The organism is Stutzerimonas stutzeri (assembly GCF_002890915.1).
GTDB classification, from domain to species: Bacteria; Pseudomonadota; Gammaproteobacteria; order Pseudomonadales; family Pseudomonadaceae; genus Stutzerimonas; species Stutzerimonas stutzeri_AF.
In genome coordinates this window covers 42,584-55,351 of sequence record NZ_POUT01000005.1, presented here as the reverse complement: position 1 = coordinate 55,351, position 12,768 = coordinate 42,584, and the positions used below count along the sequence as shown (strand labels likewise).

Genomic DNA, 12,768 nt, shown 5'->3' with positions numbered 1-12,768 from the left:
GAAAAGCCGCGCATCTTACCGTGCCTGTCCGCCAGGCTCGACGGCATCCTGCTTGAGCAGGTGCACGGCCATGCTGCGCAACGGCGCCAGTTGCCGGCAGATCAGCCCGAGCTGGGTCTGCACCAGGCGATGGCCGTCGTCGGTGTCGTCCGGCAGCTGCTCGAGCCGCTGCGCTAGGGCATCTTCCTCTTCACTGTAGATGGCCACCGGACGCTTGTGCAGCAGCGCCGCGGCGAGGTCGTCGAGGCTGGCGGCGAGCTGCTGCGCGGCGCTTTCCAGCAGCGCGTCGCTGGCGTCGTCGGGCAGGCTCTCGCGGTGCGCGCCGAGGCCGGAGAGGTAGTTGAGCAGGGTGTGCGAGAGGATCAGGAAGCGGAAGCCGGTCTCGGCTTCCTTGCGGAAGTGCCCGGGCTCCAGCAGCATGTTCGACAGCGTGGTGGACAGCGCCGCATCGGCGTTGTGCGCGTTGCGCCGGGCCAGCCGATAGGCCAGGTCGTCGTGCTTGCCGCTCTCGTACTGGCGCATGATCTGGCGCAGATAGTCGCTGTTGCAGCTGAGGGTGTTGGCCACCACCTGGTTCAGCCGCCGGCCCTGCCAGTCCGGCAGGATCAGGAACACCGCGGCGGCGGCGATCAGGCTGCCGAGCAGGGTATCGAACAGGCGCGGCCAGATCAGTCCGTAGCCGTCGCCGACCTGGTTGAAGCAGAACAGCACCAGCAGGGTGATCGCCGCCGTGGCCAGGGTGTAGCGCGTGCTGCGGGCGGCGAAGAAGACCACCCCGGCGACCACCGCGAACAGCGCCTGGACCTGCGTATTGGGAAACAGATCGAACAGTGCCCAGCCGGCCAGCAGGCCGAGCACGGTGCCGCTGACCCGCTGCACCAGCTTGATCCGCGTGGCGCCGTAGTTGGGTTGGCAGACGAACACCGTGGTCAGCAGCACCCAGTAGCCCTGCTCGGGATGGATCGCGTGCAGCACCGCATAGCCGCCGACCAGGGCGATGCTCATGCGCAGGGCATGGCGGAACAGCAGCGAGGTCGGCGTCAGTTGCTGGCGCACGCGGTTGAAGGCCTCGCGCAGCGATTGCGGCTGGCGGTCCAGCAGGCTGCTGTCCTGCTCGCCCTGCAGCGCGTCGGGGTCGCTGGCGCTGGCGAGCTGGCGCTGCACAGTGGCGAGGTTGCCGGCCAGGGCGCGCAGCGAGCGCAGCAGGCCGCGCCAGGCCGGGTTGCTCTGCAGGCGCAGGTGCTCCAGCGAGGCCTCCAGGTCGGCCATCGCCTGGGCGTTGGCCTCGCTGTAGCGGAACGCCTGGCGCAGCTGCACCGCCTCGGCCAGCTCGCCGCAGGCGCTGGCCTGCAGGCGCAGCAGGCGCTGGCAGCGGAACAGCACGTCGCTGTGGAAGAAGGCCTCGGCCAGTGCCTGGTAGGGATAATGCGAGGAGCTGACGCGTTCGTGCAGGTCCTGGGCGAGGAAGTAGAGCTTGAGGTAGCGGTTGATCTTCACCCCGGGCCGCCCCTGGCCGAGGCGGTTGAGCAGGGTCTCCTTGGCCGCATTCAAGGCATTGACCACCCGGCCGTTCTGCTGCGCCAGTTGCAGGCGGCGCTCCTCGACGTCGAGCTGGCGCACCGGTTCGAACAGCGCGGCCTTGAGGCGGAAATAATGGCCCAGTTCGCGATACAGCCGGGCCAGGCTCTGCTGCACCGGCTGGTGGGTGAACAGGGCGTTCCACAGCACCGAGAGCAGGCCGTACCAGGCCGCGCCGGCGAGCAGCAGCAGCGGGTCGCGCCAGAACTGCAGCGCCGCCGCCTCACCACGCTGATCGGCGGCGATCATGCTGTAGATCGCGAGGATCAGCGTCGCCTGGGCGATGGTCGCGTAGCGTTCGCCGAGCGCGCCGAGCATCACCAGGGCGAAGGTCGAGGCGGCCAGGCCGAGGACGAACAGCAGCGGGTAGGGGAACAGCAGTTCCACCGAGACCGAGGCGACGCTGAAACACAGCAGCGTCACCAGCAGCGCGCTGAGCCGGCCGAGCCAGCTGTCGTCGGTTTCCGCCAGGGCGCTGGCGATGATGCCGAGGAACAGCGGAATCACCAGTGCCGGTTGTCCGAGCTGCCAGCTCAGCCCCATGCTGCCGGCCAGCGCGATGAACACCCGCAGGCTGTAGCCGAACTTCTCCAGCGCCCAGAGGCGCCGCAGGGACTGGCGGAACGAGGGTGTCGGCATGGGCGGGCGGACCTGGCGGCGGGAAAGGTTCTATTGGACGCCGTCAGCACAACGCTGTCACGGGCTGCGGCGAATTTTCCCGCATGGTAACGACCGCGCGCGCGGCAGTAGGGTGGAAAACTCGCGAAGCGATTTTCCACGCGGGGCGTGCAGCGATACGCCTCGTGAGCCCTGCACCCTATCCGCGTGGATGGCTTCGGCCATCCACCCTACAGCGCGCGGACCTTCAGCGAGCGGCCCTTGATCTTGCCGGCATTGAGGCGCTTCAGTGCCGGCCCGGCGACGTCACGTTCCACCGCGACGTAGGCCTGGAAGTCGAAGATCGCGATCTTGCCGACCTTGCTTCCGGGAATGCCGGCATCGCCGGTCAGGGCGCCGAGAATGTCGCCGGGGCGCAGCTTGTCCTTGCGGCCGGCGGCGATGCACAGCGTCTGCATGGGTGCCTGCAGCGGTTCGCCGCTGTGCGCCGCGAGGCTCTCCAGCGGCTGCCAGTTCAGCGGCGCCCGCTGCAGTTCCTCGATGGCCCGGGCGCGGTGCGCCTCCGCCGGGGCCACCAGGCTGACGGCGATGCCCCTGTTGCCGGCACGGCCGGTGCGGCCGACGCGGTGCACATGGACCTGGGCGTCGCGCGCCAGCTCGACGTTGATCACCAGGTCCAGCGCGTCGATGTCCAGCCCGCGCGCGGCCACGTCGGTGGCCACCAGCACCGACAGGCTGCGGTTGGCGAACATCGCCAGCACTTGGTCGCGCTCGCGTTGCTCGAGGTCGCCATGCAGTGCCATCGCCGAGATGCCGCTGGCATTCAACTGCTCGACCAGGTCCTGGCACTGCTGCTTGGTGAAGCAGAACGCCACGCAGCTCTGCGGGCGGAAACTGGCCAGTACCCGCACCACTGCCGGCAGCCGTTCGCCGGCGTCGATCTCATAGAAGCGCTGCTCGATCTGGGTGTCGTCGTGCAGGGCCTCGACCTTTACCTGCTGCGGCGTGCGCATGAAGGCCGCCGCGAGCTGCGCGATGCCGCTCGGGTAGGTGGCGGAGAACAGCAGGGTCTGCCGCTTGGCCGGGGTCCGCCCGATGATCGCGGCGATGGCGTCGTAGAAGCCCATGTCGAGCATGCGGTCGGCCTCGTCGAGCACCAGCGTATTGAGCCCGTCGAGTTGCAGCGTGCCTTTGTCCAGGTGCTCCTGGATGCGCCCCGGGGTACCGACGATGACGTGCGCGCCATGTTCCAGCGAGCCGATCTGCGGACCGATGGGAACCCCGCCGCAGAGGGTGAGGATCTTGATGTTGTCCGCTGCGCGTGCCAGCCGGCGCAGCTCCTTGGCGACCTGGTCGGCGAGCTCGCGGGTCGGGCACAGCACCAGCGCCTGGCAGCCGAAGTAGCGCGGGTTCAGTGGGGCGAGCAGGGCGATGCCGAAGGCGGCGGTCTTGCCGCTGCCGGTCTTGGCCTGGGCGATCAGGTCCTGGCCCTCGAGCATCGCCGGCAGGCTCTGCGCCTGGATCGGAGTCATCGCCGTGTAGCCGAGGGCGTCGAGGTTGGCCAGCATGGCGGCGGAAAGCGGCAGGGTGGCAAAGGCGGAATTGGGCACGGGCGGGGTCTTCGGCGGCGGAATCGGCGTGCAGTCTAACAGGGCCGCCCGGGCCTGCGCGGCGAACGGCCGGACGGTGGGAATGAAATGTTTTGTATGGTGGCCAGGCGGAACCCCGAGGCGGTGCGCCGATCGAAAATGGCCCACTCGTCACCCTCAGGAGGTCGTTTTGTCACGCGCGTTTTTCCTCGCCGGATTGCTGGCATTCCCCGCATTCGCGGCGCAGCCCACCCTCTATGGCCGTTACGAACACATCAAGATCGAAGAAATCGGCAAGACCCTGCCCGCCAAGATGGACACCGGCGCCATGACCGCCTCGCTGTCGGCGCGCGACATCGAGCAGTTCCGCCGCGATGGCGAAGACTGGGTACGCTTCCGCCTGGCCGTCGCTGGCGCCGATGACACGCTCTACGAGCAGCCCCTGCTCGGCATCAGCCGCATCAAGACACGTGCCGAAGAGGCCGGCGGCAGCGCATCGCGCAGCGAGCCGCCGCGGGCCGAGCGGCCCATCATCGGCATGCAACTGTGCATTGGCGACCAGTTGCGCGAAGTGGAGGTCAACCTGACCGATCGCACCCATTTCAGCTATCCGTTGCTGATCGGCGCCGAGACCATCCGCGACCTGGATGCGGCGATCTACCCCACTGAGAAGTACACCGCAGGCCAACCGGCCTGCTGAAGCAGGCCGCTCCTGCACGTTTGTGCCGTCCGGCTTCGGTCGAGGCCTGCTTCGCTTATTGCAATCAAGTCGAAATAAAGGATGTTCATTATTTCGACTTGTTATTTTTGTTTTAAACTTTAGTTCATAGGTCGTTAGTTTGAAACTTATATGGGTTCGTTCGGGCTTGTTAATGAGTGGTAATTAAATTGGAATATGATTTGGTGCGAATAGTCATATGCCGCTGTTAATTATCACGTGACCGGCCGGTCGTGTTTCGGGGTGGCTGGTCGATTGCCCTCGGCCTGCGACCGGTCCGCCTGCAGGGTGACGGCCGGCTGTCTGGGGCGACGGTTACGGTGCGATTGAGCGCAACAGGGCGTGCAGCTGGAGGGCTCTGTTTGGCACCTGCCCGCCTTTTTCGCTTGTTTGTCAGACTAAAGTCGGGGCTTTCATTCTATAAGGCACCTTTGTTAGATTCAGTATGTGGTTCTTTCTTGCAATAACAATAAGGCGGAGAACGTCAATGGCCGACAACGATAAACAAAATGCTGCTGCGTACTGGAAGGCGAATGTTCGCCTTATCACTTGGAGCTTAGTGGTCTGGGCTCTTGTCTCATACGGTTTCGGTATCCTCCTGCGCCCGCTGGTGTCCGGTATCCCTGTAGGGGGAACGGATCTTGGCTTCTGGTTCGCTCAACAGGGTTCCATCATCACGTTCATTGCGATCATCTTCCACTACGCGTGGCGGCTGAACAAACTGGACAAGGAATTCGGGGTTGAGGAGTAACCACTATGAGCCAATATTGGATCAACATGATGTTCGTGGGCGCCTCGTTCCTGCTCTATATCGGGATCGCGGTCTGGGCCCGTGCCGGGTCGACTAAGGAGTTCTACGTCGCCGGTGGTGGCGTTCATCCTGTCACCAACGGCATGGCAACGGCGGCGGACTGGATGTCCGCGGCATCCTTCATCTCCATGGCCGGTATCATCGCCTCCGGCGGTTATGCCACCTCCGTCTACCTGATGGGCTGGACCGGCGGCTACGTGCTGCTGGCGATGCTGCTTGCGCCCTACCTGCGCAAGTTCGGCAAGTTCACCGTGCCGGACTTCATCGGTGACCGTTTCTACAGCCGCGGCGCGCGCCTGGTTGCAGTTATCTGTCTGATTCTGATTTCCGTGACCTACGTAATCGGTCAGATGGCCGGTGCCGGTGTGGCGTTCTCCCGCTTCCTGGAAGTAAGCAACTCCGCCGGTATCTGGATCGCGGCCGCGATCGTGTTCGCCTACGCGGTGTTCGGTGGGATGAAGGGCATCACCTACACCCAGGTGGCGCAGTACGTGGTGCTGATCATTGCCTACACCATCCCGGCGGTGTTCATCGCCATGCAGCTGACCGGCAACCCGATCCCGATGTTCGGCATGTTCGGTACCCACGTCGATTCCGGCGTGCCGCTGCTGGACAAGCTGGATCAGGTCGTCACCGACCTGGGCTTCGCTGCCTACACCGCAGACATCGACAACAAGCTGAACATGTTCCTGTTCACCCTGTCGCTGATGATCGGTACCGCCGGTCTGCCGCACGTGATCATCCGCTTCTTCACCGTACCGCGGGTGGCCGATGCTCGCTGGTCCGCCGGCTGGACGCTGGTCTTCATCGCCCTGCTGTACCTGACCGCACCGGCCGTTGCCTCCATGGCGCGCCTGAACCTGGTACAGACCATCTATCCGGAAGGTCCGCAGGCCGAAGCGATCCGTTACGAAGATCGTCCGGAGTGGGTGCAGACCTGGGAACATACCGGTCTGATCAAGTGGGAAGACAAGAACAGCGATGGCCGTGTGCAGATGTACAACGACGCCAACGCCACCTTCGCCCCGACCGCCCAGGAGCGCGGCTGGAACGGTAACGAGCTGACCGTCAACAACGACATCATCGTGCTGGCCAACCCGGAAATCGCCAACCTGCCGAGCTGGGTCATCGGTCTGATCGCCGCGGGTGCCATTGCCGCTGCACTGTCGACCGCTGCCGGCCTGCTGCTGGCGATCTCCTCGGCGATCAGCCACGACCTGATCAAGACCCTGATCAATCCGAAGATCAGCGAGAAGAGCGAGATGAGGGCTGCCCGTATCTCCATGACGGCAGCCATCCTCCTGGCGACCTATCTGGGTCTGAACCCTCCGGGCTTTGCGGCCCAGGTGGTGGCCCTGGCGTTCGGTCTCGCGGCAGCGAGCCTGTTCCCGGCGCTGATGATGGGTATCTTCTCCAAGCGTGTGAACAGCGCGGGTGCCGTGGCCGGTATGCTGGTGGGTGTGGTGAGCACCGCCGTGTACATCTTCCTGTACCTGGGCTGGTTCTTCATCCCGGGCACCGCGACCCTGGCCAACACGCCTGACCAGTGGTGGATGGGGATTTCCCCGCAGGCCTTCGGTGCCGTAGGTGCCATCCTGAACTTCGCCGTGGCCTACGCGGTGTCGATGGCCACCCAGGCACCGCCGCAGGAGATCCAGGACCTGGTCGAGAGCGTGCGTACCCCGAAAGGTGCTGGCGCTGCGCTTGATCACTAACTGATAATGCAACCGGACGTCAGACCTGGTCTGGCACGAGGTTGAGGTACAAGTCGGGCTTCCATCTGGAAGCCCGATTTTTTTAGGGGGACTCGTATATGTTCTGGCATCTAATCGCGGCGGCAGCCGCCGCCGCTGCCGCTGCGGGGATCGCACTGCTGTTGCGTTCCTTGACGCGCAAGCGGCTGCCGAAGTGGATCGTTCCGGTATTTGCCGGCTTGGGCATGCTGGCATATGCCATTCACTACGAATACACCTGGTTCGCCAGCACCCAGGCGCGCCTGCCGGAAGGCTCCCTGGTGGTGTCGAGCGAAAAGGGCGGCATGCTCTGGCGGCCCTGGACGATGATGTATCCCATGCCGCTGGCCTATACGGTGCTGGATGACGCGAATGCGCAGGTCCAGGACACCGAGCAAGGGCGTGTTGCCCGCTTCGTGCTGTATCGCTTCGAGAAGAGCAGCCTGATGTCCACCGTGCGAAGTGCTCGCTATCAGCTGCTGTGCAGCGAGAAGGCGATGTTCAGGCTCAACGAGGCCGGCGAGGCGAAGGCCGAGACACTGACTCGACTGGAGCCGGCTTCACCGCTCTATCAGGCCATCTGCGAGCGCGCTCGGTAAGCGCTCGCCTCGACGTATGGCGGCCGCGCATCAGCACCGTCCGATGCGCGCTCCGGGATGACGCGGGGGACAGGCGGTCGCCTCCTGCAGCGCGCAGGTCGCTGGAGCATCGGCTCAGATCGAATTGAATGCGGCTTTGCGCGCGCGCTGCCAGCACCTGAGCCGCTGGGCCAGCTCGTCGAAGCGCTGCAGTCCCGTGCGCTGGGCGCGATTGAGCAGTATCAGGGCGATTTCCGCCGTGGCCATGGCATCGGCTGCCGCGTTGTGGCGCTGCGGAATGTGGATGTTGAACTGGTCGAGCCAGTGATCCAGGCCGCCGCGATGGATCATCGCTTCCGGAAACAGCATGGGCGCCAGATCCGCTACGTCGAGGAAGGTGTGCTCCAGGTTGTAACCCAGTTCGTTTTTCAGTGCGCGGGCCAGCATGCGCTGATCGAAGGGCGCGTGAAAGGCCAGTATGACGCTGTCGGCGGCGAACTCCATGAAACTGAGCAGTGCTTCGGCCGGCGGCAGCCCGCTGGCCAGCTCGCTGGGGGCGATGCCGTGTATCAGCACGCTCTCGGTGAGCTTGACCTGGCGACACAGGGTGCATTCGAACTGTTGGGAATAGTCGATGGCACCGTCTTCGATGACCACCGCGCCGATGGCGATGACCAGGTCGCGCTTGAGGTGCAGCCCGGTGGTTTCCAGGTCGAGCACCACCAGCCGCTGTTCACGCAGGGGGACGGCCTTGGGAAGCGCCGGCCGTGGCAGCTCGGCGATGCGCCGCTGCTGCTCGTGGGGGAGCTTCGGCCCGCGTGAGTTGAACCAGAACATACTCATAACTGATAGCGCACCGCGAGACTGGCCTGTAGACGCTGGGCCTGGCGGAAGGATTCGCGCAGGATTCGGCGGTCGAGCACATTGAGCGTATCCGGATCCAGGCGGTTGGAATAGGGCAATCCGTCGCGTGCCTGCTGTTGATGGTGCTGCATGCGCGTCTGCTGGATGAAATGGTAGGCCTCTTCGTAGGCCGCGCCGTCCTTGTCCTCGATGACGCCTTTTTCCACCAGCTTGCGCAGCCGCTCGAGCGTGTTGCAGCTGCCGATGCCATTGCTCAACGCCAGCAGGCGGGCACCGTCGACGAAGGGCGTCAGGCCTTGCACCTTGAGGTCCAGGGTGTCCTTGGTTTCGCCCTTGCGGGCCACGACGAAATCGCGAAAGCGGCCGACCGGTGGCCGATGGCGCAGGGCGTTGTCGGCCATCATGCGCTGGAACAGGCTATTGTCGGCGATTTCCTCGAGCAGGTTCTGGCGCAGCTGCTCGCAGCCTTCGGGCGAGCCCCAGATGGCGCGCAGGTCGAAATAGATGGTGCTGCTGAGCAGGTTTTCCGGCGTCGCCTCGCGGATGAACGAGCTGAAGCGGCGGCTCCATTCCTGGCGCGACAGGCACAGCTGCGGATTGCTGGCCATGATGTTGCCCTTGCACAGGGTAAAGCCGCAGGTATCGAGGTCGCGGTTGATGCGTTCGGCCAGCGGCAGCAGGCGCCCGCGGATGTGCGCGGCTTCGGCGGCGTCGGCGGCCTCGAAGAGCATGCCGTTGTCCTGGTCGGTGTGCAGGGTCTGTTCCTGGCGGCCTTCGCTGCCGAAGCACAGCCAGGTGAACGGAATGCCGGGATCGCCCATATTGGCGATGGCCAGCTCGATCACCCGGCAGACGGTGTGGTCGTTGAGCAGGGTGACGATGTGGGTGATCTGCGCCGAGGAGGCGCCGTGGGCCAGCATGTTGTCGACCAACTGCCGGATGCGGCTGCGAATGACCACCAGCGCATCGACGCTGTCCGCATGGCGGATGGTTTGCGCCAGGTGCACCAGGTCCACGCGCTGCAGGGAGAACAGGTCGCGCTCGGATATCACCCCGCACAGCAGGCCGTCCTCCACCACACAGACATGCGCGATGTGCCGCTCGGTCATGGCGATCGCCGCGTCGAAGGCGGTGGCGTCCGGCGGCAGGTAGAACGGATCGTGCGTCATGAACTGCGCGATCGGCTGGCCCAGATCGGTGGTGCCGCTGCCGATGACCCGGCGCAGGTCGCGCAGGGTGAAGATGCCCTGCGGATGGAGGGCTTCATCGACGATGACGATGCTGCCGACGTTCTCCTCCTGCATCAGCGCCACCGCCTCGTTCAGCGGCCGGCTGGGCAGGCAGGACACCGGATGGTGCAGCGCCAGGTCGCCGATGCTGGTTTCCAGCGAGAAGTTCTCGCCGAGGCTTTCCACGGCGCGCATCTGCGCCTGCTGGTTGACCAGGTCGAGCAGGCTGCTCACGCCACGTATGGCGAAGTCGCGAAACACGTCGGAACTGGACACCAGTTTGACGAAGGCCGGTTTGTTCAGCAGGAAGCAGAAGGTGTCTTCGGCCGCCAGGTGCGCGGTGCGGGTGGCGCGCTCGCCCATGAGGGCGGCCATCGGGAAGCACTCGCCGACGATGACCTCGAAGGTGGTGTCGGTGCCGCGCTTGGCGGTATGGGGGCGCTGGCCGTGGACGCGGCCCTGCTTGACGATGAAGAAGTGCTGCACCACGCCATCGTCCGGTGAAATGATGCAGTCGCCTTCGGCATAGAAGCGCAGCTCGCAATTCTCGACGAGATAGGCGAGGTGCGCCGGCTCCATCTGGTTGAACGGGGCGTACTTGCGCAGGAACTCCATGGTGCCGTGGATGTTCTGCAGTACAGCCGTCTTCCCTGCCTGGGCGAAGGCGTCAGGTGTGCTCATGGGTGATTTCCATTTTTTGTCCATGGTGGGCCGTGGGCCGGTTCGGCCCAATTGGACGTAAGTCTAGTCAGCGCGGGTATCCCGGAAGCTGATCGGGGTCAGCCCGGCGTTTCAGGGTGTTGCGGCGGGGCGGGAGACAAAAAAACCGCCCCGAGGGGCGGTTTTTCTGGTGCGGGACGAGGTTACAGGCCGTTCTTGGCCTTGAACTCGCGGCGGCGGCGGTGCAATACCGGCTCGGTGTAGCCGTTGGGCTGCTTGGTGCCTTCGAGGACCAGCTCCAGCGCAGCCTGGAAGGCCACGCTGTTGTCGAAGTCAGGTGCCATCGGGCGGTACAGCGGGTCGCCCTCGTTCTGGCGATCGACCACGGCGGCCATGCGCTTGAGGCTTTCGATCACCTGATCCTTGGTCACTACACCGTGGCGCATCCAGTTGGCGACGTGCTGGCTGGAGATACGCAGCGTGGCGCGGTCTTCCATCAGCGCGACGTCGTTGATGTCCGGCACCTTGGAGCAGCCGACGCCTTGTTCGACCCAGCGGACCATGTAGCCGAGGATGCCCTGGGCGTTGTTGTCCAGCTCGTTGCGCTTCTCTTCCTCGCTCCAGTTGGTGTCCTGTGCCAGCGGGAGGGTGAGGATGTCGTCGATGGACGCTTTCTCGCGCTTGGCCAGCTCGGCCTGACGTGCCTGCACGTCGACCTTGTGGTAGTGCATGGCGTGCAGCGTGGCGGCAGTCGGCGACGGGACCCAGGCGGTGTTGGCGCCGGCCAGCGGGTGGCCGACCTTCTGCTCGAGCATGGCGGCCATCAGGTCCGGCATGGCCCACATGCCCTTGCCGATCTGCGCCTTGCCCTGCAGGCCACAGGCGAGGCCCACGTCGACGTTGTTGTTCTCGTAGGCGTTGATCCACTTCTCGGCCTTCATGGCGGCCTTGCGCACCATCGGGCCGGCTTCCATGGAGGTGTGGATCTCGTCGCCGGTGCGGTCGAGGAAGCCGGTGTTGATGAACACCACGCGCTCGCGCGCTTCCTTGATGCAGGCCTTGAGGTTGATCGTGGTGCGACGCTCCTCGTCCATGATGCCGACCTTGAGGGTGTTGCGCGCAAGGCCGAGGACGTCCTCGACGCGGCCGAACAGTTCGCTGGCGAAGGCCACTTCTTCCGGGCCGTGCATCTTCGGCTTGACGATGTACATCGAGCCGGTGCGGGTGTTCTTGCGGCTGGTGTTGCCGTTGAGGTTGTGGATGGCGATCAGGCTGGTGAACAGGCCGTCCATGATGCCTTCCGGCACTTCGTTGCCGTCCTTATCGAGGATGGCGTCGTTGGTCATCAGGTGGCCGACGTTGCGGATGAACAGCAGCGAGCGGCCGTGCAGGGTCAGCTCGCCGTTGCCGGCGGCCTGGGTGTAGACGCGGTCCGGGTTCATCGCGCGGGTGATGCGCTTGCCGCCCTTCTCCAGCTCCTCGACCAGATCGCCCTTCATCAGGCCGAGCCAGTTGCGGTAGACGATGGTCTTGTCGTCGGCGTCGACGGCGGCGATGGAGTCCTCGCAGTCCATGATGGTGGTCAGCGCCGCTTCCATCAGGATGTCCTTCACGCCGGCGGCATCGGTCTGGCCGATCGGACTGGCCGGGTCGATCTGGATCTCGAAGTGGATGCCGTTGTTCTTCAGCAGTACGGCGATCGGTGCGCCGGCTTCGCCCTGGAAGCCCTGCAGCTGGGCCGGGTTCTTCAGGCCGGTGGTGCTGCCGTTGTTCAGCGCGACGACCAGCTTGCCGCCGTCGATGCGGTAGCCCGTGGAATCGGCATGCGAGCCGGTTTCCAGCGGGGCGGCCTGGTCGAGGAAGTCACGCGCGTAGGCGATGACCTTGTTGCCGCGGACTTCGTTGTAGCCCGGGCCCTTCTGCGCACCGCCTTCCTCGGAGATGGCGTCGGTGCCGTACAGCGCGTCGTACAGCGAGCCCCAGCGGGCGTTGGCGGCGTTCAGGGCGAAGCGCGCGTTCATGATCGGCACCACCAGCTGCGGGCCGGCCATGTGGGCGATCTCTTCGTCGACGTTCTCGGTGGTGGCCTGGAAGTCTTCGGCTTCCGGCAGCAGGTAGCCGATTTCCTGCAGGAAGGCCTTGTAGGCCACGGCGTCGTGGGCCTGACCGGCGCGGGCCTGGTGCCAGGCGTCGATCTGCGCCTGCAGCGCGTCGCGCTTGGCCAGCAGGGCGCGGTTCTTCGGCGCCAGGTCGTGGATGACGCTGTCGGCGCCGGCCCAGAAGGCCGCGGCATCGACGCCAGTGCCAGGAATCGCCTCGTTGTTCACGAAGTCGTACAGGACTTTGGCGACCTGCAGGCCACCGACTTGAACGCGCTCAGTCATTACTCG

General features: G+C 65.1%; 9 protein-coding genes. 4 read left to right on the top strand and 5 right to left on the bottom strand.

Translation table 11 applies throughout. The features are described 5' to 3' along the window. Positions 1-15 precede the first annotated feature (15 nt). Both yccS and dbpA read right to left on the bottom strand, forming a co-directional pair. On the bottom strand, positions 16-2,217 hold the full coding sequence (gene yccS, locus CXK94_RS10725) for a YccS family putative transporter (RefSeq protein WP_102894343.1): 2,202 nt from the start codon (positions 2,215-2,217) through the stop codon (positions 16-18). A gap of 209 nt (positions 2,218-2,426) precedes the next feature. Continuing rightward, positions 2,427-3,806: an ATP-dependent RNA helicase DbpA gene (gene dbpA, locus CXK94_RS10720; protein WP_102894342.1), complete on the bottom strand. Its 1,380-nt coding sequence runs from the start codon at positions 3,804-3,806 to the stop codon at positions 2,427-2,429. Between the two features lie 169 nt (positions 3,807-3,975). Here dbpA and CXK94_RS10715 point away from each other — a divergent pair, with 169 nt between their 5' ends. The 4 genes from CXK94_RS10715 to CXK94_RS10700 all read left to right on the top strand — a co-directional run bounded on the left by CXK94_RS10715 (position 3,976) and on the right by CXK94_RS10700 (position 7,646). After that, positions 3,976-4,485, top strand: coding sequence for an ATP-dependent zinc protease (locus CXK94_RS10715; RefSeq protein ID WP_102894341.1), 510 nt, complete (start codon positions 3,976-3,978; stop codon positions 4,483-4,485). Positions 4,486-4,990: 505 nt separating this feature from the next. Continuing rightward, a complete protein-coding gene (locus CXK94_RS10710; protein WP_037037913.1) occupies positions 4,991-5,254 on the top strand; it encodes a DUF4212 domain-containing protein in 264 nt (87 codons plus the stop codon). A gap of 5 nt (positions 5,255-5,259) precedes the next feature. After that, positions 5,260-7,029, top strand: coding sequence for a sodium:solute symporter family protein (locus CXK94_RS10705; protein WP_102894340.1), 1,770 nt, complete (start codon positions 5,260-5,262; stop codon positions 7,027-7,029). A gap of 98 nt (positions 7,030-7,127) precedes the next feature. Beyond that, positions 7,128-7,646: a hypothetical protein gene (locus CXK94_RS10700; protein WP_102894339.1), complete on the top strand. Its 519-nt coding sequence runs from the start codon at positions 7,128-7,130 to the stop codon at positions 7,644-7,646. Between the two features lie 114 nt (positions 7,647-7,760). Here the strand turns inward: CXK94_RS10700 and CXK94_RS10695 are convergent, their stop codons facing one another. The 3 genes from CXK94_RS10695 to CXK94_RS10685 form a co-directional block, all read right to left on the bottom strand. After that, the gene (locus CXK94_RS10695; protein ID WP_102894338.1) at positions 7,761-8,468 is read right to left on the bottom strand and encodes a 3'-5' exonuclease; all 708 of its coding nucleotides are present in this window, start codon (positions 8,466-8,468) and stop codon (positions 7,761-7,763) included. Beyond that, positions 8,465-10,399: a putative nucleotidyltransferase substrate binding domain-containing protein gene (locus CXK94_RS10690; protein WP_102894337.1), complete on the bottom strand. Its 1,935-nt coding sequence runs from the start codon at positions 10,397-10,399 to the stop codon at positions 8,465-8,467. Before CXK94_RS10690 ends, CXK94_RS10695 begins: the two co-directional genes overlap by 4 nt. Before the next feature lie 182 nt (positions 10,400-10,581). Further along, positions 10,582-12,762: a malate synthase G gene (locus CXK94_RS10685; RefSeq protein WP_037037907.1), complete on the bottom strand. Its 2,181-nt coding sequence runs from the start codon at positions 12,760-12,762 to the stop codon at positions 10,582-10,584. Positions 12,763-12,768: the final 6 nt, after the last annotated feature.

Coding starts and splice junctions, on each gene's coding strand:
- yccS (WP_102894343.1), bottom strand. CDS start 2,217: ATGCCGACACCCTCGTTCCGCCAGTCCCTGCGGCGCCTCTGGGCGCTG.
- CXK94_RS10710 (WP_037037913.1), top strand. CDS start 4,991: ATGGCCGACAACGATAAACAAAATGCTGCTGCGTACTGGAAGGCGAAT.
- CXK94_RS10705 (WP_102894340.1), top strand. CDS start 5,260: ATGAGCCAATATTGGATCAACATGATGTTCGTGGGCGCCTCGTTCCTG.
- CXK94_RS10700 (WP_102894339.1), top strand. CDS start 7,128: ATGTTCTGGCATCTAATCGCGGCGGCAGCCGCCGCCGCTGCCGCTGCG.
- CXK94_RS10695 (WP_102894338.1), bottom strand. CDS start 8,468: ATGAGTATGTTCTGGTTCAACTCACGCGGGCCGAAGCTCCCCCACGAG.
- CXK94_RS10690 (WP_102894337.1), bottom strand. CDS start 10,399: ATGAGCACACCTGACGCCTTCGCCCAGGCAGGGAAGACGGCTGTACTG.
- CXK94_RS10685 (WP_037037907.1), bottom strand. CDS start 12,762: ATGACTGAGCGCGTTCAAGTCGGTGGCCTGCAGGTCGCCAAAGTCCTG.